The organism is Brevibacillus sp. HB2.2, from assembly GCF_013284275.1.
GTDB classification, from domain to species: Bacteria; Bacillota; Bacilli; order Brevibacillales; family Brevibacillaceae; genus Brevibacillus; species Brevibacillus brevis_D.
The window spans coordinates 13,086-38,905 of the sequence record NZ_JABSUV010000016.1 but is presented as its reverse complement, the minus strand read 5'-3'; the positions used below and the strand labels follow the sequence as shown (position 1 = coordinate 38,905).

General features: G+C 47.2%; 26 protein-coding genes and 1 pseudogene. 11 read left to right on the top strand and 16 right to left on the bottom strand.

Features of this window, described 5'->3' with window-relative positions; all coding sequences use genetic code 11:
* Window positions 1–14 precede the first annotated feature (14 nt).
* Together ahpC and ahpF are read left to right on the top strand one after the other, a co-directional pair.
* Window positions 15–578 (top strand): alkyl hydroperoxide reductase subunit C, encoded by a 564-nt coding sequence (gene ahpC / locus HP401_RS13650; RefSeq protein WP_016741021.1) that lies wholly within the window; start codon window positions 15–17, stop codon window positions 576–578.
* Between the two features lie 13 nt (window positions 579–591).
* On the top strand, window positions 592–2,121 hold the full coding sequence (gene ahpF / locus HP401_RS13645; RefSeq protein ID WP_012685220.1) for an alkyl hydroperoxide reductase subunit F: 1,530 nt from the start codon (window positions 592–594) through the stop codon (window positions 2,119–2,121).
* A gap of 48 nt (window positions 2,122–2,169) precedes the next feature.
* Here the strand turns inward: ahpF and HP401_RS13640 are convergent, their stop codons facing one another.
* Together HP401_RS13640 and HP401_RS13635 are read right to left on the bottom strand one after the other, a co-directional pair.
* The gene (locus tag HP401_RS13640; protein ID WP_012685219.1) at window positions 2,170–3,000 is read right to left on the bottom strand and encodes a prohibitin family protein; all 831 of its coding nucleotides are present in this window, start codon (window positions 2,998–3,000) and stop codon (window positions 2,170–2,172) included.
* Window positions 3,001–3,086: 86 nt separating this feature from the next.
* Window positions 3,087–3,302, bottom strand: a complete 216-nt coding sequence (locus tag HP401_RS13635; protein ID WP_173605371.1) for a hypothetical protein — start codon at window positions 3,300–3,302, stop codon at window positions 3,087–3,089.
* Between the two features lie 284 nt (window positions 3,303–3,586).
* On the opposite strand from HP401_RS13635, the gene HP401_RS13630 reads away from it, so the two are divergent.
* From HP401_RS13630 to HP401_RS13620, 3 genes are all read left to right on the top strand, one after another.
* Complete coding sequence (locus tag HP401_RS13630; protein ID WP_173605370.1) at window positions 3,587–3,853, top strand: CD3324 family protein; 267 nt, start codon at window positions 3,587–3,589, stop codon at window positions 3,851–3,853.
* An 83-nt stretch (window positions 3,854–3,936) separates the two neighbouring features.
* Complete coding sequence (locus tag HP401_RS13625; RefSeq protein ID WP_173605369.1) at window positions 3,937–4,695, top strand: MBL fold metallo-hydrolase; 759 nt, start codon at window positions 3,937–3,939, stop codon at window positions 4,693–4,695.
* Window positions 4,692–5,429: a class I SAM-dependent methyltransferase gene (locus HP401_RS13620; RefSeq protein ID WP_173605368.1), complete on the top strand. Its 738-nt coding sequence runs from the start codon at window positions 4,692–4,694 to the stop codon at window positions 5,427–5,429. Before HP401_RS13625 ends, HP401_RS13620 begins: the two co-directional genes overlap by 4 nt.
* Before the next feature lie 57 nt (window positions 5,430–5,486).
* On the opposite strand, the gene HP401_RS13615 is transcribed toward HP401_RS13620, so the two are convergent.
* The gene (locus HP401_RS13615; protein ID WP_173605367.1) at window positions 5,487–7,331 is read right to left on the bottom strand and encodes an ABC transporter ATP-binding protein; all 1,845 of its coding nucleotides are present in this window, start codon (window positions 7,329–7,331) and stop codon (window positions 5,487–5,489) included.
* 1 nt (window position 7,332) lies between these two features.
* On the bottom strand, window positions 7,333–9,063 hold the full coding sequence (locus HP401_RS13610; RefSeq protein WP_173605366.1) for an ABC transporter ATP-binding protein: 1,731 nt from the start codon (window positions 9,061–9,063) through the stop codon (window positions 7,333–7,335).
* Window positions 9,064–9,221: 158 nt separating this feature from the next.
* Here HP401_RS13610 and HP401_RS13605 point away from each other — a divergent pair.
* Window positions 9,222–9,329: pseudogene (locus HP401_RS13605) on the top strand (VOC family protein); the annotation flags it as partial.
* Window positions 9,330–9,444: 115 nt separating this feature from the next.
* Here HP401_RS13605 and HP401_RS13600 read toward each other — a convergent pair.
* The 4 genes from HP401_RS13600 to HP401_RS13590 form a co-directional block, all read right to left on the bottom strand.
* Complete coding sequence (locus HP401_RS13600; protein WP_173605365.1) at window positions 9,445–9,861, bottom strand: VOC family protein; 417 nt, start codon at window positions 9,859–9,861, stop codon at window positions 9,445–9,447.
* Between the two features lie 80 nt (window positions 9,862–9,941).
* Window positions 9,942–10,889 (bottom strand): FtsW/RodA/SpoVE family cell cycle protein, encoded by a 948-nt coding sequence (locus tag HP401_RS13595; protein ID WP_256435371.1) that lies wholly within the window; start codon window positions 10,887–10,889, stop codon window positions 9,942–9,944.
* Window positions 10,890–10,937: 48 nt separating this feature from the next.
* Window positions 10,938–11,249: a permease prefix domain 1-containing protein gene (locus HP401_RS29890; protein ID WP_254457077.1), complete on the bottom strand. Its 312-nt coding sequence runs from the start codon at window positions 11,247–11,249 to the stop codon at window positions 10,938–10,940.
* Window positions 11,246–11,578, bottom strand: a complete 333-nt coding sequence (locus HP401_RS13590) for a PadR family transcriptional regulator (protein WP_173605364.1) — start codon at window positions 11,576–11,578, stop codon at window positions 11,246–11,248. The genes HP401_RS29890 and HP401_RS13590 overlap by 4 nt, the downstream gene beginning before the upstream one ends.
* Before the next feature lie 166 nt (window positions 11,579–11,744).
* On the opposite strand from HP401_RS13590, the gene HP401_RS13585 reads away from it, so the two are divergent.
* The gene (locus HP401_RS13585) at window positions 11,745–13,004 is read left to right on the top strand and encodes a hypothetical protein (RefSeq protein WP_173605363.1); all 1,260 of its coding nucleotides are present in this window, start codon (window positions 11,745–11,747) and stop codon (window positions 13,002–13,004) included.
* 51 nt (window positions 13,005–13,055) lie between these two features.
* Window positions 13,056–13,538, top strand: a complete 483-nt coding sequence (locus tag HP401_RS13580) for a GyrI-like domain-containing protein (RefSeq protein ID WP_173605362.1) — start codon at window positions 13,056–13,058, stop codon at window positions 13,536–13,538.
* Between the two features lie 58 nt (window positions 13,539–13,596).
* On the opposite strand, the gene HP401_RS13575 is transcribed toward HP401_RS13580, so the two are convergent.
* Both HP401_RS13575 and HP401_RS13570 read right to left on the bottom strand, forming a co-directional pair.
* A complete protein-coding gene (locus HP401_RS13575; RefSeq protein ID WP_173605361.1) occupies window positions 13,597–14,979 on the bottom strand; it encodes a hypothetical protein in 1,383 nt (460 codons plus the stop codon).
* Entirely contained in the window at window positions 14,963–15,505 is a 543-nt protein-coding gene (locus HP401_RS13570; protein ID WP_173605360.1) for an RNA polymerase sigma factor, read from the bottom strand. The genes HP401_RS13575 and HP401_RS13570 overlap by 17 nt, the downstream gene beginning before the upstream one ends.
* A 218-nt stretch (window positions 15,506–15,723) precedes the next feature.
* On the opposite strand from HP401_RS13570, the gene HP401_RS13565 reads away from it, so the two are divergent.
* A complete protein-coding gene (locus HP401_RS13565; protein WP_173605359.1) occupies window positions 15,724–16,662 on the top strand; it encodes an ABC transporter substrate-binding protein in 939 nt (312 codons plus the stop codon).
* An 827-nt stretch (window positions 16,663–17,489) separates the two neighbouring features.
* Here the strand turns inward: HP401_RS13565 and HP401_RS13560 are convergent.
* The 4 genes from HP401_RS13560 to HP401_RS13545 form a co-directional block, all read right to left on the bottom strand.
* On the bottom strand, window positions 17,490–18,209 hold the full coding sequence (locus tag HP401_RS13560) for a YebC/PmpR family DNA-binding transcriptional regulator (protein WP_087344937.1): 720 nt from the start codon (window positions 18,207–18,209) through the stop codon (window positions 17,490–17,492).
* Between the two features lie 160 nt (window positions 18,210–18,369).
* The gene (locus tag HP401_RS13555) at window positions 18,370–19,314 is read right to left on the bottom strand and encodes a metal ABC transporter substrate-binding protein (protein ID WP_173605358.1); all 945 of its coding nucleotides are present in this window, start codon (window positions 19,312–19,314) and stop codon (window positions 18,370–18,372) included.
* 15 nt (window positions 19,315–19,329) lie between these two features.
* Complete coding sequence (locus tag HP401_RS13550; protein WP_012685205.1) at window positions 19,330–20,190, bottom strand: metal ABC transporter permease; 861 nt, start codon at window positions 20,188–20,190, stop codon at window positions 19,330–19,332.
* Window positions 20,190–20,933: a metal ABC transporter ATP-binding protein gene (locus tag HP401_RS13545; protein WP_012685204.1), complete on the bottom strand. Its 744-nt coding sequence runs from the start codon at window positions 20,931–20,933 to the stop codon at window positions 20,190–20,192. Before HP401_RS13545 ends, HP401_RS13550 begins: the two co-directional genes overlap by 1 nt.
* Before the next feature lie 414 nt (window positions 20,934–21,347).
* Between HP401_RS13545 and HP401_RS13540 the strand changes: the two genes are divergently transcribed.
* Window positions 21,348–22,718 carry an amino acid permease gene (locus HP401_RS13540; protein ID WP_041749305.1) on the top strand — a complete coding sequence of 457 codons (1,371 nt, stop codon included), beginning with the start codon at window positions 21,348–21,350 and terminating at the stop codon, window positions 22,716–22,718.
* A 49-nt stretch (window positions 22,719–22,767) separates the two neighbouring features.
* Here HP401_RS13540 and HP401_RS13535 read toward each other — a convergent pair whose 3' ends face one another.
* Window positions 22,768–23,109 (bottom strand): hypothetical protein, encoded by a 342-nt coding sequence (locus HP401_RS13535; RefSeq protein ID WP_173605357.1) that lies wholly within the window; start codon window positions 23,107–23,109, stop codon window positions 22,768–22,770.
* Between the two features lie 108 nt (window positions 23,110–23,217).
* On the opposite strand from HP401_RS13535, the gene HP401_RS13530 reads away from it, so the two are divergent.
* Window positions 23,218–25,047, top strand: a complete 1,830-nt coding sequence (locus tag HP401_RS13530; RefSeq protein ID WP_173605356.1) for an adenine deaminase — start codon at window positions 23,218–23,220, stop codon at window positions 25,045–25,047.
* 56 nt (window positions 25,048–25,103) lie between these two features.
* On the opposite strand, the gene HP401_RS13525 is transcribed toward HP401_RS13530, so the two are convergent.
* Complete coding sequence (locus HP401_RS13525) at window positions 25,104–25,811, bottom strand: MerR family DNA-binding transcriptional regulator (RefSeq protein ID WP_173605445.1); 708 nt, start codon at window positions 25,809–25,811, stop codon at window positions 25,104–25,106.
* Between the last annotated feature and the right edge of the window lie 9 nt (window positions 25,812–25,820).

The following is a 25,820-nucleotide window of genomic DNA, read 5'->3' as shown; positions in this document are numbered from 1 at the left end:
AAGGAGCTAACACTATGTCACTCATCGGAACTGAAGTATTGCCTTTTAAAGCACAAGCATTCCAAAAAGGTAAATTCCTCGAAGTAACTGAAGCAAACTTCAAAGGTCAATGGAGCGTAGTTTGCTTCTACCCAGCAGACTTCACTTTCGTTTGCCCTACTGAACTCGAAGATCTGCAAAACCAATACGCAACTTTGAAAGAACTCGGTGTTGAAGTATACTCCGTTTCTACAGATACTCACTTCACTCATAAAGCATGGCATTCCAGCTCTGAAGCAATCAGCAAAGTAGAATACATCATGATCGGTGACCCTTCCCATGTGATCTCCCGCAACTTCGACGTATTGATCGAAGCTGAAGGTTTGGCAGATCGCGGTACATTCATCATCGACCCAGACGGTGTCATCCAAGCTGTTGAGATTACTGCAGGTGGCATTGGCCGTGATGCAAGTGCTCTGATCAACAAAATCAAAGCAGCACAATATGTTCGCAACAATCCAGGTGAAGTTTGCCCAGCTAAATGGCAAGAAGGTGGCAAAACACTGAAACCAAGCCTTGATCTCGTAGGCAAAATTTAAGGTGTGATATAAAATGGCCCTTGACCAAGAAATCAAAGCGCAACTAGAACAATATCTCGAGCTCTTGGAAGGCGATATTGTACTCAAAGTCAGTGCAGGCACGGATGAGGCATCCTCTGAGATGCTTGCACTGATTGATGAGCTAGCCAGCATGTCTTTGAAGATCAGTGTGGAGAAAGCAGAACTCACTCGCACACCTAGCTTTAGCGTAAACCGTGTCGGCGAAGATACTGGCGTTGTTTTTGCCGGTACTCCGCTGGGTCACGAATTTACTTCCTTGGTATTGGCTCTCTTGCAAGTTAGCGGAAGAGCTCCAAAGGTCGAGCAAAGTGTCATTGATCAAATCAAAGACCTTCGTGGTGAATATAAGTTCGAATCTTACATCAGCTTGAGTTGCCACAATTGTCCAGATGTTGTCCAAGCTCTGAACTTGATGAGTATCTTCAATCCTGGTATTACTCATACAATGATTGACGGTGCCGTATTCAAGGACGAGGTAGAGAGCAAAAACGTGATGGCTGTGCCAAGCGTTTTCCTCAATGGTGAATTTTTCGAAAGCGGCCGTATGACCGTGGAAGAAATTCTTGCCAAGCTGGGTTCTGCTCCGGACGCATCCGAGTTTGACAATAAAGACCCTTATGATGTACTTGTTGTGGGCGGTGGCCCAGCAGGTGCTAGTGCGGCGATTTATGCAGCTCGCAAAGGGATTCGTACTGGCCTCGTTGCTGAACGCCTTGGCGGTCAAGTCAATGACACATTGGGCATTGAGAACTTCATTAGTGTGAAATACATTGAAGGTCCTCAGCTCGCAGCCAACTTGGAAAAGCAAGTAAAAGAGTATGGCATTGATGTCATGAAGCTGCAACGTGCCAAGCGTTTGGAGAAGAAGGATCTGATCGAAGTTGAACTCGAAAACGGCGCTGTTCTGAAGAGTAAGACAGTCATCTTGTCGACAGGTGCTCGTTGGCGGAATCTGGGTGTACCAGGTGAAGCAGAGTTCAAGAACAAGGGTGTAGCTTATTGCCCTCACTGCGATGGTCCTTTGTTCATAGGCAAAGATGTCGCAGTTGTTGGCGGCGGTAATTCAGGTGTGGAAGCAGCGATTGATCTCGCAGGTATTGTGAAACATGTAACCGTTCTGGAATTCTCGCCAGAACTAAAAGCTGACGCAGTATTGCAAGATCGTCTTTACAGTCTGCCAAATGTCACTGTACTCAAAAACGTTCAAACCAAAGAAATTACGGGTACGGATAAAGTAAACGGCATTTCTTACATCGAGCGTGAGACAGGTGAAACCAAGCACATTGAATTGCAAGGTGTGTTTGTACAGATCGGTCTGGTACCGAATACAGATTGGTTGGGCGAAACGATTGAGCGCACTCGCTTTGGTGAAATCGTAGTAGACAGCCATGGTTCTACAAACATCCCTGGTGTTTTTGCTGCCGGTGATTGCACGAACAGTGCTTATAAACAGATCATCATTTCGATGGGATCTGGAGCTACTGCGGCTTTGGGAGCTTTCGATTATCTCATCCGCAACTAATAACAAAGCCACTCCTCTTCAAGGGAGTGGCTTTGTTTATTTATTTGGTTACTTAGTACCCACGTTGATAAACGGAGTAGCTCCACCCGTTACGCTTGGCAGCTTTCCATCCCATTTGCGTATCGCTTCGAGTTGCGCCTCAATCTGTCTGAGCTGAATCAACTCTGGCGTAACCTCTTGCTTTTGCAGACGCAGTGCTTGTGCCTGTGCTTCTGCTCTTGTGATTTCTTGCTCTTTCTCGATCTTGATCCGCTCCAAATCCAGCTTCGATTTGAGCGCTTGCTGCTCGGCCACCTGCTTGGATTCAATGGCGCGGTTGAATTCATCACTGAAAGTAAACTCGCGAATATTGATTTCGTCGAGGATGATGTTATAATTCGATAGCTTTTTATGCAAGACTTCTTTTACCTTTTGGCTGACCTCGGAACGCTTGGATACCAGTTCTTCTGCTGTGTATTGAGCAGTCACGGCTTTAAATGATTCGGCAATGGCAGGATCAACAATTCGGCTATTGTACTCCAATCCCACTTGCTGATACAGTTTATTGACATTTTCTGCATCCAAATGATGGTTAACAGCAATTGTCGTAGAGACGGTTTGCAGGTCACGTGAAGCAGAAGTCTGGCTCATTTCTGATTTTTGCACCCGCACTTCCATCGGCACCACCGTTTGAATGAACGGAATTTTAAAATGCATGCCTTCTTGTAACACTTTTGGCTGTACCGCTCCCAGTTGCAGCACAACCCCACTATGCCCTGCGGAAATAATCGTAAAAGATTGCGTGCCAAGCAAGACCAACGCAACCAGTATCACAATCGTTGCGATCAGCTTTCCTCCTGCTTGAAAGGGACTCATTTTTACAACATTTTTGTCGCTCATACTCGTCCTCCCTCTATCTATACATGCTCATTCATGTATACGAGAGAGTGGGCTATAAGTTTCAAGAAATTTATGAAAAGTACATGTCATAAGCGCTCTATCTTCGAAGCTTCTAACAGAACATGCGCCATGCGCTCTGCCTCGATTTTGCATAGCTCAAATTCGACTTCACCAGATACATGCGAAATCAATTGGATGACTTCCTCACACCCGTGATTGCATATTAAAAACTGTCCCCACCGCACTTCCGAACGTGATACCTTGCGAGCGGAAAAGCCGCTTTGAAAGCCGCCAAGACTCATTTTTTCTCATCTCCATTCCAAAAACAATTATGCATCGCTCTCATCTTACCCTTTCTTTTGCAATCGAGGAAAAGATGTTTATTGAAGGAATTTCCCTTTCTCACTACTATAGAGACTAGAAGGGAGATGATTCAAATGCGAGACCCTTATGTACGAAGAGCCGAATGCGGCTCTGAGCAAAGAGTTCTTCTTTCTCTTGGTTCAGAGCCTTTCCCATATTGAGTTGAGGATCTCTTTGCTCATCTATATACGCATATCACGCTATATAGACAGGAGCAAAGCACATGAAATACAAAAATGCACAAGAACTATTGCCAGACGATCTACTGCGGCAAATTCAGCATTACGTACAAGGAAGTTACTTGTACATCCCGATCCACCACGAAAACAAACGACAATGGGGCGCGTCCACAGACACAAAGCAATGGCTAAGCGAGCGTAATCAAGCGATTTGGCAAGCCTATCGCGAAGGGGCCTCTGTTAAAATGCTCGCCCAGAAACATTACTTGACCGAACACAGTATTCGGCGCATTATTCGTGGACATAAATGAGACAGAGAAAAGGTCGACCGTGTGTCTGCTCTACTCTTGCGTTACACTCCTTTTTAAGATGAGTCAGTCAGGAGGGACAACGTATGAACCAGATTCACTTTCTCGCCATTTCGTTTATGTACAATGGATCTGCACAGGTCATTACCCCTGTGCTGCTGCAAGATGAGCATGAACTGATTCTTGTGGACTGTGGTTATCCGGACTTTTTGCCACTGCTTCAGGAGGCCGCACACAAGCAACAGCTTACGCTCGACGACCTTACGAAGGTCATTGTGACGCATCACGATATGGATCACATCGGTTCTTTGGCAGCGTTAAAAAGAACCTATCCCCACCTCGAAATCATCGCCTACGAATCCGAAGCACCGTACATCGCTGGACAAAAGACATCTTTGCGATTGGAACAGGCGCAAGCAACACTGGACCATCTGGCGTCAGGTGAAAAACAGCATGCTAAGGAATTTATTCGCTTTTTGCGGTCCATCGAGCCCTCTGCGGTTGATCGAACCGTAACGAATCACGAACACCTGCCTTTGTGCGGCGGCATCGAGATCATTCATACACCTGGACATATGCCGGGACATATTTCATTGTATTTGATCGCAAGTAAAACACTGATTGCCGGTGATGCTGTTGTCATCGAAAACGGTAGACTCGAAATCGCCAATCCGTCCTATACGCTGGATATGCAGGAAGCGATTCGCTCTGTTCGCAGCTTGCTCGATTATGATATCGAGCAGTTGATTTGCTATCACGGTGGATCGTTTCAGGGGGACGTCAAGAAAGCGCTGCGGGAACTACTCCAAGCCTACGACCCGACCCAGGAGGATTTGCACGGATGAAACAGAACAAATACGATGAGCCAGGTTTTTTCACCACTTACAGTCAAATGGCCCGTTCGGTTGAGGGACTGAACGCCGCAGGAGAATGGCACGCGTTTCGAGAGCTACTGCCTTCCCTTCGCGAGAAAAAAGTGCTCGACCTAGGCTGTGGCTTCGGCTGGCATTGCCGATATGCGCGTGAGCAGCAGGCCCGCTCCGTTGTGGGTGTGGACCTTTCCGAAAAAATGCTGGCGCGTGCCAAAGAGACGACAACAGATCCCGCCATCGAGTATCTGCGTCTTCCGATTGAAGACATTGACTTTGCCCAAGAGGAATTCGATGTCGTTATCAGTTCCTTGGCCATCCATTATGTGGAGCGCTTTGATTTGCTTTGCCACCGTGTTTATCACTGTCTTGCTCCTGGAGGTTCCTTCGTTTTCTCCGTGGAGCATCCCGTCTTCACTGCTCTGGCTGAACAAGACTGGCATTACGGACCCAGGGGCGAACGCTTGCACTGGCCTGTGGACAACTATCAGCAGGAAGGCATCCGGCAAACCAACTTTCTGGATCATGAAGTCGTCAAGTATCACCGAACGTTTTCAAGCTATATGAACGATCTCCTTGCTGCCGGATTCCACCTTACAAAAGTCGCTGAACCTGGTCCTCCTGAAGAAATGCTGGATATCCCTGGGATGCGAGACGAAATCCGTCGGCCGATCTTCTTGTTGATCGCCGCCAACAAACCAGCATCCTAACTATTCAAAAAGGACCCCGTCCTCCACGTCATTTCCGTGTTTGGACGGGGTGCTCTGTTATTCCCCAGCAGCCTCCAGATTTTTAAACTGATTGTAAAACAATTGATAGTAGGTACCTTTTTGCTCAATAAGTTCATCGTGACTGCCTTTTTCCACGATCTCTCCCCGATCCACGACCATAATCGTGTCGGCATCCCGAATGGTATTAAGCCTGTGTGCAATCACAAAGCTCGTACGCCCATCCATAATGGTGAGGAGCGCATCCTGGATATTCAGCTCTGTTCGTGTGTCGATGCTGCTTGTCGCCTCATCGAGTATGAGCAGCGAGGGCTTGGCGAGTATGACGCGGGCAATCGCCAAAAGCTGGCGTTGTCCCTGACTCAGGTTACCCCCATTTTCCGTCAGCATCGTGTCATAACGCATCGGAAGCCGATTGATGAACACATCTGCATTTGCCATTTTCGCAGCGGCTACTACCTCCGTATCTGTCGCATCTGGCTTGCCGTACATAATATTTTCCTTGATCGTACCCGAGAACAAGTACGTATCCTGCAAAACAAAGCCAAAGCTGCGCCGCAAGCTGTCCCGCGAATACTCTCGAATGTCTCTTCCGTCCAAATAAATCGTACCCGAGGTCACATCATAAAACCGCGTCAGTAAATTCACAATGGTGGTCTTGCCTGCACCCGTCGGTCCGACTAACGCGATGGTACTCCCTGCCTGTGCCTCGAAGCTGATGTTTTTCAAAATCAGTTGATCTGGACGATAGCCAAAGCTGACCTGATCGAAAACAACGTGACCCTTCGGCTGTGCGAGCACAGTGGCACCCGGAGAATCCACTGGCTCCTCTTGTTCATCCAATACCTCAAACACCCGCTCCGCCCCAGCAACACCGGATTGAAGCACATTGAAAATGTTCGCGAGGTCGTTCAGCGGACGGACAAACTGGCGGGAATAACTGAGAAAGCTCGCAATCACACCGACTGTGATCAATCCTTTGACAGCGAGAACACCTCCGACAATCGCCACCATGGCAAAGCCGAGGTTGTTAATCACGTTCATGATCGGCATGAGAAAGCCCGTCCAGACTTGTGCCTTCATCCCGATCTTGCTGAGCCGGTCATTGATCGTCGTAAAGTCCTCAATGGCTTTTTGCTCATAATTGAAGGCCTGCACCACCTGAATGCCTGAAATCGTCTCTTCAATGTGCCCGTTCAGCTTGCCCAGCTCCATCTGCTGATTTTTGAACAGTACGCTCGTTCGTTTGGCAATCGTTCGTGTGAGTAGAAACACGAGTGGCACTGTGATCAGGCATGCGAGTGTCAAGATCGGAGACAAGACGAGCATCATCACCAGCGAACCGAGGATCACGATCCCCCCTGACATCAATTGCGTTGTAGATTGGGAAATGGAGCTGCTGACGTTGTCGATATCATTCGTAAGCCTGCTCATCAACTCCCCGTGCGTCCGCGAATCGAAATAAGCAATTGGCAGCTTTTGTAGCTTGTCAAAAAGGGATTGCCTCAGATTCGTGACGATCCGTTGCGAGATGCCTGCCATCAACCAGCTTTGTAAAAACGTCAGTGCCCCATCGAAGATGTACGAGCCGAGCAAGGCAAGAATGAGGATAGACAAAAAGCTAAGAGCTTCCTCGCCACCTGTCATCGCATCAATCGACTTTCCGATCAAATAAGGGGCAGACAGCATGAGTAGAGCATCGACAAATACAATGGCGAATACGATCGGCAGCAGCTTCTTTTCTTTGCCAAAAGCTAACCAGAGTCTTTTTAGCGTACCCGAAAAATTTTTAGGCTTACTGACTGGTCCTCTGGCAGCACCATGTCCAAAGCCTCGGCCAGGTCTCGGTGAAAAGACAGGTTGTTGTTGCTTCTGTTGACTCACCTTACTTCACCTCCCGGCCGATTTGTGACTGAAAGATTTCCTGATAGACCTGACAAGAGGTCATCAATTCGTCATGCGTACCGATGCCCGCAACTTCACCATTGTCGAGCACGATGATTTTGTCCGCATCCATGACAGAGGTTATTCTCTGTGCAATCAAAATGCAGGTAAGACCAGCCGCATAGGCTCGGAGCGCATCCTTAATCTTCCCTTCTGTTGCCACATCTACCGCACTTGTACTGTCATCGAGAATGAGGATTTCCGGCTTTTTCACCAAGGCCCTGGCTATGGAAATACGCTGCTTCTGTCCTCCAGAGAAATTGACTCCCCCTTGTCCTACGCGTGTCTCATAGCCTTCAGGAGTGGCGGAGATGAACTTGTGAGCCTGCGCCATACGTGCCGCTTGCTCGACCTCCTCGTGGGTCGCCTCTGCCTTGCCCCAACGAATGTTTTCCATCACCGTACCTGTGAACAGCATGGTTTTTTGCGGCACAATCGCCATTTTTTCGCGCAATCGCTTCGGTTCGATATCGCGTACATCGATGCCATCTACTCGAATCGTGCCTTCCGTTACATCATAAAACCGTGGAATCAAACCAACCAAACTGCTTTTTCCAGAGCCTGTCGACCCAATAATCCCGACTGTCTCCCCCGGCAGACAAGTAAACGAAATCTGCTTGAGTACTGGCTGACCGCCTTCTCCATCATACGAGAAGCTAACCTCTTCGAAGTCGATGCGTCCCTTTTTACCTGGAAGCTCGTGAGGTTGCTCCTCCTTCCAGCTCATTTGGTTTTCCTCCGCAAATACTTCTCCGATGCGTCCTGCCGATGCTTTGGCCCGCACAAACATGTTAAATACCAAGGAAATCATCATGAGTGAAAACAGGATTTGCGTCATGTAGTTCGTAAACGCGATGATATGACCGACCTCGATGCTTCCTTGTTCTACGCCAAGCCCCCCAAGCCAGAGGACCGCGACAATTCCGAGATTCATCGTCAGCATAATCGCTGGACTGAAAATGGACATCACCCGCGTAGCCGAGACCGATTTGGACTGCAGCTCTTCGTTTGCCCGTGTAAACTTGCCACGCTCAAAATCAAAGCGATTAAATGCCTTAACGACTCGTACCCCAGATAAATACTCACGCATCGCACCGTTCACTCGGTCGAGTGCTTGCTGTACCTTCAGGAAGAACGGAAAACCGATTTTCATATTCAAGAAAATAAACAGACCCACAATGGGCACGACAACGGCGAGAATCACAGCCAGATCCACGTTCAATTGGGTTGCCATAAACAACCCGCCAATGCACATCAACGGCGCTTTGACGAATATTCGCATCATACCGTTCACAAACATCTGCACTTGATTGACGTCATTAGTCAGACGTGTCACGAGTGAGGCTCTATCGAACTTGTTCAGGTTTTCAAAGGGTAAGGATTGCACTTTGGAAAACAAATCTGCGCGCAGCTGCGCACCAAAGTTTTGCGACACGTATGTCGCCAGCACATTGCGGATCGATGCCGCGACTGCCCCCAATGCCGTAACGAGCAGCATAAGCCCGCCTGTTTTGAGCACGTAGTCCATATCCCGGTTTCCGATACCCGTATCGATAATGTGAGACAGAATCGTCGGCTGCAATAGATCACATACCGCCTCCAAACCTAGGAAAAACATGGAAATCCCGGCGACTACGCCGTATTTTTTTATGTATTTATTGTAGAAGCGCATCCGTTCACCCCATCTGTGTTCTTACGTCCAAGATAAACCTTAGCTAGAAAAATGTCACGAGAGATTGTCAAAATAGAAGTGTGGGACTTACAGGTTTTTCCTATCATTGTCGTCGAAATGATAGGTGATAGATTTTTGGTCGAATGGGAGATGAAAGGATGGCTCAATCACTGTTAAAAGCCATGGAAGGGGTTTTTATTCCTGTGAAGGACCCCGGTGCCTCTGCAAAATGGTATGAAGAAAAGCTTGGGTGCAGACCTTTGTTTGACCCGGACGGGAATCCACTTGGGATGTGCCAGTATTGAATGGACAAAAAGGGCAAAAAGCTGGAATCTTTTTTCGATCCCGTGCTTTTTGCCCTCAGTTCGTTTTCTTGGTCTATTATTCCTGTGGAACAGCGCCTTGATCCATATGCAAGAACTCCCACAGATGGCCGTCCAAATCTTGAAAGCTCCAGCCGTACATGAAGCCATGGTCAACCGGGTCTTTCGATGGAGTTGCACCCGCAGCAAGTGCTTTGTTTACGATCTCATCGACCTGCGCTCTGCTTTCAGCTGACAACGCGACAATGACCTCGGTGCTTCTGGTTGCATCCGTCAGCTCTTTTTTCGTAAACGTTTGGAAAAACTCTTCGACGAGCAGCATGGCAAAAATATTTTCGCCGATCACCATGCATGCTGCATTTTGATCCGTAAATTGCGGGTTAAATTCATACCCGATCGCCGTAAAGAAGTCGATTGATTTGTTGAGGTCCTTCACCGGTAAATTAACGAAAATTTGTTTGGATTGCAATGCCATGTGTGATTCCTCCTCGGGGGTGTTTTTCCTTGATGTCAATATCCTAGCATTTCCGATTACCCGAGGCTTCTTATGGATTGCTATTTTGCCATGTAGGTATGTGGCTTTCCAATTGAGCTTCTATGCCGATGGACACTCAGAACGAGACCAAGGACAGCGAAATGAGCCAAAGCAGTCCCTATGTTGCCATAGCTGAGAAAAGGAATCTCAAGATTCACGATTGGCAGCATGCCGATTGACATCAGCAGTGGCCAAACGAAGAACAGAGAGAATAAAGGAACGATACTGACAATGAGATGCTTCCCATACGGCTCGTCCACTTCCTTGACGATCCGAGCCAGTCTCATTATAAACAGAGCAATGGCTAACAAGATCAAAATGCCAGCAATCCAGCCATAACTATGGATTAAGTACGTAAATTTGAAATCGGAGTCTAAATAAGGCATTCTCGGTAATGGAGCATTGGAGCCCCTTCCCCAAAAACCTGCCGAGCGAATTGCTTCCATCGCCTCTAGATATTCATATCCCTTTCCGAGCGGATCTTGGGTCGGTTGTACCCAGCCCTGCACCCTTCCTAGCGTGTATCTATCCAATAAACAGGCAGCTGTCCAAACAATAGCAGACACAATCACTAGATAGAGTTTTTCTTTCCGGACGGTTTTCGTATACATCATGAGTATCATGAATCCAAATAGGTACAGCATGAGTTCCATAATCGATCCAGCCATAACAAAGAGGCAAGCTGGCAGCAAAACAAATACGGTCAGCTTGGAAGCCGTGCTCCGAAATCGCCACGTCCTTGTAAGAAGCATACCCGCAACGCTTATGAGAAACAAATACATGGACATTGCCACAAAATCGATCCTAATCGAGCCACCAAGGTACATATATGTTTTTCCATTCATTGTATAGTCGTACGCAAGAATGAGAAAAAACACGCCCACAGTTAGCATGTACAAATGCAACGAGTACGGCAAAAGCTTGCGATAATCCGTGAAGGTAACAGCGAGCATCACCCCGATACCCAATATGGCATAGAACCAGTAACTGTCCAGTTTAAACTCGATAAAACTGACCTACATTCCATGCATCGTAAACAGACCAACAGCCAGGAAAGCCATCACATACGCAAGAAGCTTCCACTCCACTTTCGGCTTATAAATCCGATGCAGCTGCTTCCCAACCGCAGCAGAATCCCCCATTTGCAAAATGGCTTGCCTTACCGCTTCTTCCTCTCCCAACCCCTCGTCCATCTGCTCATCCATCAAATCTAGCAAGTGACTTTCCAGCTCATCCCGAATTTTGCGATGCATTTCTGTTGCCCGCACATGGCGACATACTTGATCGAGATAGTCTGCAATCAATGGATGTGTATTCGTCTGCTTCATGCTCTTCCCTCTCCCAGCACCCGATCAATCCCATCGCGGAACGTATGCCACTCGTGCTTTTTCTCCTTCAATTGCCCGCGCCCTTCTGCCGTAATCCGGTAATATTTACGCTTTCTGCCATCCTTCTCATCCCAATACGCTTCCACATAACGCTCCGCTTCCAGCGCATGCAGGATCGGATACAGCGTCCCTTCTTTTAGCGTAAACAGACCATTTGACTCCTTCTCGATGGCTTTCGCGATCTGGTACCCGTACATTTCCTTTCGAACCAGCATCGTCAAGATCAGGATCACGGTGCTGCCTTTTAAAAGCTCCTTATTGATTTTCATAGTGCCTCCCGATTTAACCGCAAATACCTAGATAAACAATACATCATAAATCTATGTATATAATTCTATCATCCAAATCTTGTAAGATCAACACATGCGTGACATTCATCTTTCGCGAAACGCCTACCTTCTACATACAAAATGGAAAGAGAAAGTGATTCTACCTATGAAAAAGACCAAATACGTCAACATTCTGCTAGCTCTAAGCCTTACTCTATCAATCGTTCCTTCTGTCGCACATTCCGAAAATGCCATCCGTTCAGACAGACCGGAAACGACAGTACTCAAGTACGTTCCGACAGATAAAGAGATTCAGGTACCACCTGGTCTAACGGAACCATTTTTCGTACCATTTGCAGGATCGAGTCCGAATGATCCCTATTACAAAGAGTTCAAGCAGAAATGGTTCCCTCATTTTGCCCTTGTTTCTCCTACCGGGAAAGTAATCGATCAGCAGGAATCGTTATTATATCCTGGCTTCATCAGTCCATTGCAAAACGGGTATGGCTTTTTTCAAATTATTACCCACTTTGGTAACAGCTCATTTATTATTTTCGATCAACAAGGCAACACACAGGAATTAGGTGCTTACAACAATTATTTTACGCAAATTGACGGAGAATGGTTTTTGTACTCCCCTACGAGCTATACGTCTTATCTGTATAATGCTCGTACGAAAACATCCAAGCAGATCACAGATGAGGAACTTTTCACGATCCCAAGTGAATATACGGGAGCTACCACTTTCGATATTCTTCACTATCCTTTTGTCAAACGTAACATAAAGGATGGCATGGTTTTATCCTACAAATTTGGTTTAAAAGATATGAATGGCAAAATACACGCAAAGCCTTTCTTTGATGAGTACATGGGGTACAGCGAAGGATTGCATCGCGTGAAAATAAATGGCATGACCCATTTTATTACGCACGAAGGAAAAGTCGTGTTGAAGCCATCTCGAAATTACAAGGTGGAATCCAACTTCCATTCCGGTGTTTTTATCGTGTCAGGCAAAATTGACAATGAAGAATTTTTCTTATTGATGAATAAAAAAGGGACATTCGCTTCGAAAAAGTATGCCTTTCTGAAAGAGACGAGTGACGGACAGTTTATTGCTGTGTCGAAAACAAAGGACGGTTATTTCTTCCAGAAAATCAATGCGATGGACAAACCGACCACGACTCTCCCTTACAAGCTGGATAAACCAGAGCAGCTCAAGCAATTGAAACAGACAGGCAAGCTTTTTCATACAGACACGCAGATCATTGCACACGTGGCGAACAAACAGCCATTCCCGTTTCCGCACAAGCTGCTTATGCCTCCTAGAAAGGAAACCGTTTCTATGGAATATATAGTAGGTGGCAAGAAATATATCGGTACGTTTACGCATGATGGAACGAAGATATATGCCAGAGAACTGAAATAGCTGCTGGATTAGCTCTGTTCCCGATTCTACTAGACGAAGGGACGTTATTTCGTGAAGCCAACTATTCTCACCCGCGAGGAAACACATGTCATTGGTATCACTTTTACGGCGAATGTGACAGAAGACTTGGGCAAAAAGCTCTCCGCTACTACCACTGAAGCTTTGCGAGCTAGAAAAAGCGAGATTCACCATCAGGTTGGTGAGGGCGAATATCTGATCCAAATCTATCCTGACAAAGCTGACTTCGATGCAACGATAGATCCCTTTACCACCCTAATTGGCGTCGAAGTTTCCAGCCTCGCCGATATTCCTGAAGGGATGGTCAGTCACACGATTCCCCCGGGGACATTTGCAAAAGTAACCCACAATGGACCTGAGACAAACTTGGGTGAGACGTATGGTTTTCTTTACGGGTCTTGGCTTTCTGAATCGGGATATGAGTATGCCGGATTTGATTTTGAGTATTGGGACGAGCGCTACAAGCCAGAGCAGGAAGACAACGAGATTGATATTTATGTTCCGCTCTTCAAATAAGCGACATAGCGAAAAACCAGGGAATCTCCTCCCTGGTTTTTCTGTTGTTTCGATGTTATTAACTACGCACCCACTCCCCTGTCAGCGCATCCACCATATAGAGCGGTGTGTCGTGATAATAAATATGATAGACGAGACGCGGCTCTACCCTTCCTGTAGTTGGGTTCTCCATCAGCTTATAGACCAATCGGAGTGGACGATGGGTGACGTATATGCTAGTCGCGTCTTCCCGTGACATTGCCTTACTTTTGTCAGGAAGCGGCTTAGACTCCATGGTATACGTAGGATCGACTCCGATCACCTGTTTCCTGTCCACATCAAAATAAACCGTATACCCCCCCATAATCGGGACTCCCTGATGGGACTTAAAGAATTGATAGGTTTCAATGTTGCCTTTTCTAGTGGCAGAACCAAGTAGCAGTTCTTTGGTATCTAACGGAAGGTATTTCTGAAATTGCTCTGCTGCTTCTTGCACGTTTTCCAGCTTCGGATGAGGGAGCTTTTCCTTTTTCTCATGGTTATTTTCATACCGATAGTTCAGAATTTTTCCTGTATCTGTTACTACGTCCAGTTCTATTTTCTGTTTGGTTCGCGTTTCCATTTTGTACGTATGTACGCCTGAGCCTTCTTGAATAACGAAGGAAAACGGAGGCTCGAATCCCCACTCCCGAAAAAGTCTATCTGCTTCTTCGATGTTGGGAGCTACCAGCTTTATGCCTCCCGGTTTCACAGGAATTGGTGGCATATCTACTAGACTGTAATCGGGATGATAGCGTTCTGTTGGGTAAATTTCTCCTGTAATGGCATCAATGTCACCTGAAAAAGGAAACTCATATTGCAATCGCCATTCCCACTCTGAATAGAGCAGCCGGGCGCTTTGCCCAAAAATTTGTTCTGCCTTTTTTACTGGCATTGCCTTATTGGGATCTGGAAAGACCATGCCTGTCGTATCGTTTGTCTGTACCACTTTTTTATGCTGCCTGCCTGCCTTGTCTATTGTAAATGTGTATTGGTCGTCGAGAACCGGAATGTTGTTAACCGTCTTGTTCATCACGACATGACCTGTTTCAGTATTGGACAGCATGCCGTTTACCGCATATTGGCTTGCATCTCGCCCTGCCAATTCTTGCAGCAGCTTCTTCGCCTGCTCGTATACAGGATGGGCGGGAAGCTGCGGACTACTGGTTGCCGTCACTTGAGGGTTCACGCGTTCGTTTTGCCCCATCCCAGCCATGATATACAGGCCGAATCCAGAAGCGATCACCACTGCTGTCAACCCTACTGTCAACGGATTCATGAACAGCCGTCTCCCCTTGCCGACCCGAATTACTTCTTGTTCCAGCACTGTACGTAAACTCTCTACAAACTCCTTACGTGGGGGTGTACTTTTTTGCAGAGTCACTAACCGTTCCAGCATATCTCGTTCATTTTGCCAATCCACTGTACAATTCCCCCTTCTTCGTATGCGAAAGTTTGCCATGCAGCAGCTTTAGTGCCCGGTGCATCGTCGTTTTCACGTTTGATTCAGAACAACCCAGTATTTCAGCAGTCTCTTTGACGCTGTACTCTTTAATGCCTCGCAGAATGACAACCATGCGGTGATGCGGTGGTAGTCCCTTGATCGCATCGATCAATTCCTGTTCGTCCTCCCGGCTTTCTACTTCCTGTGCCGGATTCCCTTCCGAGGCTGGCATCACAACAGACAGCCAGTCCCCTGACAACAGCTTTTGCCACTTGCGTTTTCGATAGGAATTCATTGCTGTATGCTTCGCGATCGCAAACAGCCATGTCTTCACGTCAGATCGCTCTTCAAATCGTTCAAGCGAGCGAATCACTCGCAAAAAAACCTCCTGCGTCAAATCTTCTGCATCATTCTGACTGCCGGCAAAGTACAGCAAAAATTGATATACATCATGATAATGCCGCTCATAGATGGCCATGACCTGATGTTTCATTTCTTCATACAAAGAAGCTCCTCCATTCTCTTGATGTCGGCTGATCGACTACTTTCCTATGTGAAAATTTTCTTGGATACCCATTAGTGTCTTTAGCAGGAAAAAGGTTACAGCAGAATGTTTGAAAATGTTCAGGAATGCAACAGCGACGGATGGATCGGGTAGCCTATAATTTACATGAGTCCTGCTACTTTCCTGATAACACAAGAAGTAAGAACGGAGTGACCTGTATGTATAAACGGCTACTAGCTATCCCGATTGCTGCTTTGCTCCTCGTCCTGGCAGCCTGCGGAAATGGTGGACAAACGGGCGATTCAGCGGCAGCGAAACCAACCAGATCGATCAATTACCTAGGCAACACTTATACAATTCCGGCCAGAACCAAGGCTATTGTTTTCGTAGGCTTCCCTGCTTCGTATGAAGATTCTTTCTTGCTGGGAATCCCGCCCGTCGCAGCTACGGTGGATAAAAACGGAAAGTTTCCGGCGGAATATCAAGCCATGATCAGAAATGCCAAGCAGCTCCCTTATCATATAACAGATAACCTAAGTGAGCTGGTTGCCCTTGAACCTGACGTCATCATGACAACTGACAAGACCTCCAAGGAAGACTTGGCCAAATTACAAACCGCTGCATCCGTCATTCCCGTCTCTACGAACGGAGCTCATTGGCAAGAAAACTTGCGTCTGCTCGCAGATGTTCGTGGAAGAGATGACAATTTGGATACCTTTATAGGTAAAGTGAAGCAAAATGCACAGGAACTCCGCGACAAGCTCGCTCCACTCCCGGAAAAGAAAGTGCTGACGCTGTGGTTCCAAGAAGGCTCCTTTTACGCCTATCCAAAGGATGAACGGTATAATAACCTGTTATATACGGACTTGACCCTGCCTGTCCCAGATGTCGTCGCGAATATGAAGGAGCGTACCGCTCTCTCTATGGATGTTTTGGCAAAAGAAGATCCCACCTACTTGTTTGTGATGGTCACAAAAGAAGACCAGCCCGCTTTCAAGCAGTTACAAGAGCAGCCTGCATGGAAAAATCTACGTGCAGTCAAAGCTGATCAAATGTACGTGAATGCAGTTGAACCAGGATTAGCTGGTGGCACGGCCTACAGCAACCAACAGTTTTTAAATGCTATTCGAAAACAGATGCTAAAGATGAGTGAATAAAAAGATGGGTTTTGCTCATACTATACTCATCGAGCTCGGTGGTGTGTTTTCAATCAGGCTGTAGACCTTTACGGAGGCGATGTGCCATGGATGATTTACACGATCACCTAGTGAGTAAGGGAAACCGTACACTGCTTTAAGCTTCTAACTTCATACTGGAGGTAGATGCGTCGCACGTGATGATCGGTAGCACCTCAAAACTAACGAGCTCGATATATGCCGTCTCCTTTATGGAGGCGGTTTTTATTTCTTTTAAAATCCGTTTGTCGGGCGGTAGTGGTGGGGAGGAAACAGGAGAAAACGCTCAGCTTCTTGTCCCACCCCCAGGGTAGCGTAAGCTGCCCGGCTCCATGAAAAAAAGCGAAACCCGCGTCCAAAGTCGTCCATTCAGGAGGTGTCTCAGAGGTGAACGCTAAAAGCTTGTTTCTCTTTTTTTCATTGCGCCTCGGTCGGTGTGCCAAAGATCTTCGCTTTTTTCTCCTGTTTCCTCTACGAGCTTTCCTTGTGATCCGATTTATTAAATCCCTAAAAGAATGAAGAATCACATCTGTTCCGATAGAGAAGAATATTTCCAGACGTAGCGACTTGTGGAGTCCAACCAAGCGGAGAAGGGATTTGCGGGCAACAGAAACGCAACCGTGCCAGTGCTTCGAAGCGGCTACCACTTTTGCGTTTCCCCGCAAATCCCTTCGGAGCGGACAGTCTCGACCCTCAGCAGGACGGAGCCTGGAGCCTAGTCTGGAAATATTCTTCTCTCCCCCGCAGCCAATACACAGCACATAAAAAAGACCCTTGTTCTAAAACAAAGGTCTTCTCCATTAAAAACATTATTCACCTAAATCAACGTTATGGTACACCTGCTGCACATCGTCCAAGTCTTCCAAAGCATCGATCAGCTTTTCGAATTGAGCTTGTACGTCTTCTGTCAGCGTTACTTCGTTTTGTGGCAGCATAGTCAGTTCAGCTACGGTAAACTCTGAAACGCCACCGTTTTTGAGGGCTTCTTGTACAGCGTGGAACTGTTCTGCATCTGCGTAAACGATGACAGCACCGTCTTCTTCCAAAATGTCGCGCACGTCTACATCCGCTTCCATCAAGATTTCCAGCACTTCATCAGAAGATTTGCCTTCCAAACCAAATACCGCTGTTGGGTCAAACATATAAGCTACCGAACCGGATACGCCCATGTTACCGCCGTTTTTGTTGAAAGCGGCACGCACTTCAGGAGCTGTGCGGTTTACGTTGTTGGTCAGTGCATCCACGATGATCATGGAACCGTTTGGCCCAAAGCCTTCATAGCGCAGATCGCTAAACGTTTCATCAGAGCCGCCCTTTGCTTTATCAATCGCGCGGTCGATAATCGCTTTCGGTACGCTGTACGTTTTAGCACGCTCCAGGACGACCTTCAGAGCACGGTTGGACTCTGGGTCCGGCTCGCCTTGCTTTGCCGCCACGTAAATTTCCTTCCCGAACTTCGCGTAAATCCGACTGGTGCTCGCGTCTTTAGAAGCTTTCTTCTCTTTAATATTGTTCCACTTACGACCCATAATCCCACTCTCTTTCAATATGACAGATTAAATATGAATACTCCGGATTCCTTTTGCACACTAGCCTATTATACCTCAATCTGATGAAGGATGTTAAGCAGTGGAAGAATTTAAAAGCACAGCCCCTGATTAGGAGAGCTGTGCTTTGCTTTTACGAAGCTTAATTCTTGGTCAATCCTTCGTAAATCGTCTTGATATTCCATTCCATCATTTTGATGTACGTATCGCCATCTTCTCCCGGCTTTCCGAGCGAATCCGTAAATACTTTCCCCACAATCGGTACACCTGTTTCATTCGATACCATCTCCATGCTGCGCGGATCGATACTTGTCTCTACGAACAGAGCCGGGATTTTCTTCGCACGGATTGTATCGACCACCTGTGTGACCTGCTCTGGTGTTCCTTGGTTCTCTGAATTGATTTCCCAAATGTATGCCGCTTCAAAATCGTACGCTTCGCTGAAATATTTGAACGCTCCCTCGCTCGTCACAAGCAAACGCTGTTCTTTCGGAATCTGGTTGTACTGCTTCTCGGCTTCCTCGTGCAGCGCAGTCAGCTGTTCGATGTACTTCTTGGCGTTTTGCTCATACGTTTCCTTGTGCGCTGGGTCCACCTTGATCAAGGCATTTTTTGCATTCTCCGCATACTTGATGCCATTGCGTACATCTAGCCAAGCGTGGGGGTCTTCTTCGCTCTCCTTGCCTTTGGTCGTCAAGTGCTTGGCTGCTACGCCCTCACTGAGACGGAACACGGGTGCATCCGGACCTGTTTTGCCTGCTGTGGTCATTAGCTTATCGAACCAGGAGTTACCTGCTTCCAAATTCAGTCCGTTGTAGAAAACCGCGTCCGCATCCGTCGTTTTTTGCACGTCAGCAGGTAGTGGGTCATATTCATGCGGATTGGAGCCAATCGGAGCGAGACTATGGATCTCTACTCGATCTCCCCCAACATTTTTCACGATGTCATACAGAATCGAATACGTGGTTACGACCTGTAGCTTGTCACTCTCTGATTTCGTGGGCTCGTTCGCACTTTGCGGAGCACCACACGCTGCCATTAATACGGTTGCTAGTAGGAAAACGAAAAGCAGATTCCACTTCTTCATGACGATAATTCTCCTTTACTTTAAGAGCTCGATTCGTTTTTGCCGAGCTCGGATTGATTTCCATACCACCCCGTGTTTTCGGGAGAAGAGAAAGGCCAGGAAGAAGAGCACAGTTGCAACCACGACAATCGTGGCACCAGAGGCCAAATTATAGGTAAAGCTAAAATAAAGGCCGATAACCGAAGACAGCATCCCAAAACCGCCAGCCAAGAAGATCATGATCGACAAACGGTCCGTCAAAAGATAAGCGGTAGCAGCCGGTGTAATCAACATGGCGACGACGAGCACGATTCCTACGGTTTGCAAGGAAGCGACAGTTACCATCGTCAGCAAGGTCATCAGCAAGTAATGAATGAGGTTGTTACGCAAGCCGTAGGCAGCAGCAATGGTCGGATCGAACGAAGTCAGTAACAGTTCTTTGAAAAAAGCGTAGACTGTCACGATGACGATAACCCCGATACCCACTGTCACCCACATGTCTGACGAGCGCACAGCCAATACATTCCCGAACAAAATGTGATACAAATCGGTACTGCTTTTCAGCATCGTAACCATGATGATTCCGATTGCAAAGGCGGATGTGAACAAAATTCCAATCGCCGTGTCGTTCTTGATGCGGCTATTTTGGCTCACGTAGCCAATTCCAACTGCGGTGAGTACACCCGTTAAAACAGCGCCCACGAAGAAATTGATCCCAAAAGCATAGGAGAGGGCCACCCCAGGCAAAACAGCGTGTGAGATGGCATCCCCCATCAAGGACATTCCGCGCAAGATGATAAAGCTACCGATGACGCCGCAGATTAACCCAACCACAACAGATGTAAACAATGCTTTTTGCAAAAACTCATACTGTCCAATTGCCATCAAGAAATCCATTATGCAAGCACCTCGGTCTTTTCGAGAAATGGGAGTTGATAGGAATATGCTCTCGACATGACTTCTCGATTCAGCACTTCATCGACCGTACCGAACTTGATCAATTCTTTGTTCATGAGAAGAAGCTGATCAAAATACGCATATGCTTTGGACAAGTCATGATGGACGACCACGATTGTTTTATCCTGAAATTGCAGCTCTTTCAAAATACGGATGATGGTGTCCTCACTCGCTACATCAATCCCCACAAACGGCTCGTCCAGAAGCAGTAGCTCCGGTTTTTGTGCAAGTGCCCTTGCCAGGAAGACACGCTGTTGCTGTCCGCCGGAGAGCTCCCCAATCTGCCTGTCGCGAAAATCCTCCAGCCCTACTCTTCTCAAGCATTCCAACGCCCACGCTTTTTCCTTTTTTTTCGGAAATTTGAACAGTCCGACACTTGGATAGGTTCCGATCAGTACGGTATCCATGACGGTGATCGGAAACGTCCAATCAATCATGCTCCGCTGTGGTACATAGGCGATTTTCTTCCGGAATTCATTTGTCTCTTTCCCAAAAATCCGCACATTCCCCTTGTCTCTTGGAATGAGGTCCAAGAGCGCTTTGATCAGGGTTGACTTCCCTGCCCCGTTTGGACCGATGATTCCAACCATACTCCCTAGCTCAACGTCAAACGAGACATCCCGAACAACTTCGTTCCCAAAGTAGGAGACATGCAAGTCCCTTACCGCGATAGCCGATTCCATGCTTCTTCCCTCCAAATCATAGCCCGTTGTATGATCCCGTCCAAAAAACGATGGTGGTACGGGTAATTCCTCTATGCATATATGCCTACACACAACAATGTAGTCTTGTACCAATAATATTCGCTCAAGAAAACTAATGTGGTTGTGTATAAAAAAGTTTCCCTAATGCAAAATTAAATGATTTCCATTCTCATGTCAATATCTTCTTTTTTCTGAAATACAAAAAAAGTGCGGCCTTTGTTTAAAAGAGCCAACACTTCCAAAACGTTCCTATTTCGTTCATAATTAAAAGCTTTTTTTCTATAAAAATAAATAAACATATGTGAAACAACAATAGTTATGTTAATATGAAAATTATCTGTTTGGTAAAAATCTAAAAATTAAAAACTAACTAAAAATAGAGAGGTGGATCGTATGCAGGATCAAAAATTGGAGAGAGGTCTGAAAAACAGACACGTACAACTTATCGCGATCGGCGGAGCAATCGGAACAGGATTATTTTTGGGCGCAGGAAAATCGATTCATTTGGCCGGCCCATCCATCTTATTTGCTTACTTGATTACAGGCATCATCTGCTTTTTAATCATGCGCTCACTTGGGGAGCTCCTGTTGAGCAATTTGAACTACCATTCTTTTGTGGATTTCGTCAAAGACTATTTGGGGAATATGGCCGCATTTGTCACGGGCTGGACTTACTGGTTTTGCTGGATTTCCATCGCCATGGCCGACCTGACAGCTGTTGGTCTTTATACGCAATTTTGGTTTCCAGAAATACCGCAGTGGATGCCAGGCTTAATCGCCCTCGTGATTTTGTTAATCATGAACTTGGCGACCGTGAAGCTTTTTGGAGAAATGGAATTTTGGTTCGCGCTGGTTAAGGTCATTGCGATTCTCGCCTTGATTTTTGTCGGCATTTTCATGATCATCAAGGGCTTTTCTACGAATGCTGGTGCGTCCAGCTTCACGAATCTCTGGAGTCATGGCGGTATGTTCCCGAACGGCTTCAATGGGTTCCTTCTCTCCTTCCAGATGGTCGTGTTCGCATTTGTTGGAATCGAGCTCGTCGGTCTGACAGCCGGTGAAACAGAAGACCCAAAACGAGTCATACCAAAAGCGATTAACCAAATCCCGATTCGGATTTTGATTTTCTACGTTGGCGCACTCATCGTCATCATGAGCATTTATCCTTGGAACGCGATCAACCCGTTGGAGAGTCCGTTTGTGCAGGTCTTCGCAGCGATTGGCATTGCAGCCGCTGCCGGTATCGTCAACTTTGTCGTACTGACATCTGCCGCTTCCGCATGTAATAGCGCCATTTTCAGTACAAGCCGTATGGTCTACTCCCTTGCCAAAGAAAAGAATGCACCTGTGCCCCTTACCAAGCTGACAGCCAACAAGGTTCCGGCAAATGCACTCCTCTTTTCGACGATTGTTATCCTTATCGCCGTTGTCTTGAATTACGTCATGCCAGAAGGCGTATTTACACTGATCACTAGCGTTTCGACCGTTTGCTTTATCTTTATTTGGGGAATTACCGTCATCTGTCATTTGAAATATCGCAAAACGAGACCAGATTTAGCAAAAGCGAATTCGTTTAAAATGCCGCTCTATCCGTTCGCCAACTACCTGATCCTGGCATTCCTGGCCTTCATTCTGGTCGTGCTGGCACTCGCGGAAGATACACGAGTCGCCTTATTCATCACACCTGTGTGGTTTATTTTACTCGTCGCGATTTACAAACTGCGGAAAACAAAGACAAATGAAATAGAGGTAGCAGAACACTAAGCAGCGCCTCCTGTTTTCACTTTAAACAACGGTGAAAATGGGAGGTGCTTTATTTTGGTATGTCCTCGTGATGCTCCCCTTCAAATACCCCTTCGATCACAAGCCCCTTTTTGCATTTGAGATAGTACATAAACGGAAAATAGGAGACAAAACCAAACAGTAATGCACCCAAGCCATACAGCAGCGGTACGGAAAACACGTGCAAGATTCCCGCTGTCCATCCCTTCACCTGCATACTAAAAATCAAAGCTTCCGAAGCGCTAAACTGTCCCATTACGAGCAATAATAGAAAACGGATGACCCCATCCAAAACCCCGATCGAAACCCCAGCGCCCACGCACAGCTTTAGGTAGGACGATATTTTGAGGTATTTGACTTTTACTCTCGTCATCCACTACACCCTCTTTTTTAAAATTTTTTCTAAAAGAAAACTAGCTTCCTTCCTCTTCGATGTGTACTATATGTAAAAAACCAAATCCAGCATGAGGTGATAGTAAACATGACACAGCAGAATCCGTCCTTTGCAAGACCTCCACTCGCAGATTGCATTCCTGATCTCGTTGCCTTTTCCAGAGGGGAGAAAAAAGCGACCCTCTTCATCCATAACGGCACTCTCGTCAATGTTCTCTCCGGTGAAATCTTGCCGAATATGTCCATCGCTGTTGTTGGTACCCGTATCGCCTATGTCGGTCCTTTTGTAGAAGGGATGACGGATGAATCCACCAGGATCATCGATGCAAAAGGAAAGTATATGGCACCAGGACTGTTGGACGGGCACTGTCATATCGAAAGCAGCATGCTATCCGTGACGCAATTCGCCAATGCGGTACTGCCCCTCGGAACGACAGGCGGCTTTTTCGACGCACATGAGATCTCGAATGTTCTCGGTCTACCTGGTTTGCGGATCATGCTGGATGAGGCGAGACAAACCCCGATGGCTGCTTACATGCAGGTTGCTTCCTGCGTCCCTTCAACGGATGCTTCTTTTGAAACGGCTGGGGCAGAATTCGGACCAGCGGAGGTCGCGGAAGCATTGAGCTGGGGACCCGATATGATCGCGCTCGGCGAAGTCATGAATTTCCCTGGGGTCGTGTACGGAGACCCGAAAATGATTGGAGAGATTCAAGCGACACTGCGGGCAGGAAAAGTAGTGGATGGTCACTATACATGGCCGTCAAGTGATCCACGTCTGGCTGCTTATGCAGCTGCGGGTGTAACCGGCGACCATGAGTGTGTGACCAGCGAAGATGTCGCACAGCGGGTACGCCTTGGCATGTATGCCAAAATGCGCCGCGGCTCAGCCTGGCACGATGTTGCAGCAACGATCAAGGCACACACCGAACAGGGCATTGACTCCCGCCGGATGATGCTCGTGTCCGATGACCGCATCTGTGATTCGTTGAAAGAAGAAGGACATATGAACTTCATCGTCAGACATGCGATCTCGCAAGGAGTCAAGCCTGTGACTGCCTTTCAGATGGCGACCATTAATACAGCAGAACGATTCGGTGTCGCACGAGATGTAGGCTCGATCGCACCGGGTATCATCGCCGATATCATTTTGCTCGATGGGAATCTGGCTGATGTGAATGTCGTGATGACGATCGCGCGTGGTGAAGTAGTAGCGGAAAACGGTGAAATAACGCTCAAACTTTCTCCGTTCCCTTACCCTGAGTTTGCCATCAACTCTGTGAAAATCAAGGCTGAGCTCACTCCCTCTGACTTCATCATCAAGACCCCCGTTCCGTCCGGGACGATCAAGACGCGCGTCGCAGTTGTCCGGGAAAATCACGTAGAGACGGACGAAGTGTTTGTCGATGTGGCTGTCGCAAATGGCGAGCTACAGATTACGCCTGAGAGCACGCTGTGCAAAATGGCTGTTTTCGAACGCCATGGGAAAACAGGCGGCTCCGGCATCGGGATTGTCGGCAATGTCGGATTTAACCAACCAGCAGCGATTGCCATGACTGTCGCCCATGACTGCCATAACGTGCTTGTCATCGGAAACGACGATGAGCGGATGGCACAAGCAGCCAATGCTGTGATCAGCATGCGAGGTGGTATCGCTGTCGTGACTGGAGACGGCGAAATGGTGGAGCTTCCGCTGCGTTTAGCTGGACTGATGTCGACCGAGCCTTATGAAACAGTTGTGCAGCAGTCCATGGAGATTAGCCAAGCCTTGGTGAAGGCGGGCTGCACGATGAACTACGCCTTTATGACATTGTCTTTGCTTGCTCTGGTCGTCATACCGACGTTGCACATATCGGATACAGGCTTGATTCGCATTTCAGATGCGGGATTTGAGCGAGTATCACTGTTTGTGGAATAACGATGACATCCCCTCTTTTGCAAATGTGCAGGAGAGGGTTTTCTCTTTTCGCTACCCTATTCTTCGACCAACTGAACCACTTTGCATAATTGATAGAAATAGAAAACCCCACGCATTTGTACGAGATTCATCTGATCCAGATAGCACAGCGTTTCCAAAGCGATGTTTCGCGCCTCTTTTACATCCCCTTCATTCATACTCGCAATGGCTTCCTTTAACTCCACAACCGATAAAGAATAAACAGCAGGTCGCAGCGTACGAAGCAGCATGATTTTGCGGATTTGCGAGCGATTGAAAAGACGATAGCCATTTTTCTCATCGCGGGAAGTTGTAATGAGTCCAACCTTTTCCCAGTGGCGGATGGTTGAGCTAGGCAAAGAAGTCATGGTTGCTACTTCTCCAATCGTCATCCATTCGCTGATTCCAGCTTCCTCCACCTTACCTGCTCGGCCGTCTTCAAGCATCGCCAAATTTCGTTCCGCTAACTGCTTATCCCTCTGCAAATTAGCCTGTACCTCATTCACACGCCACAGAGCAGCCTGCAACTGTCTATCCTGGATCAACCGCATCACCTGCGCCGTCACATCCATCCCAAAGCCAGGAGACATGGCTTGAATACAAGTAAAATAAGCGACGTGTTCCTCCGTATACTTCCGGTAGCCGCTCGCTGACCGCTCTACAGGCGGAACCAGCCCATGTGCTTCATAATTTCGCAAGGCGCTCGTGCTCAGCTTCAGCTTACGTGCAATATCAATAGGGCGTATGGCAGACAG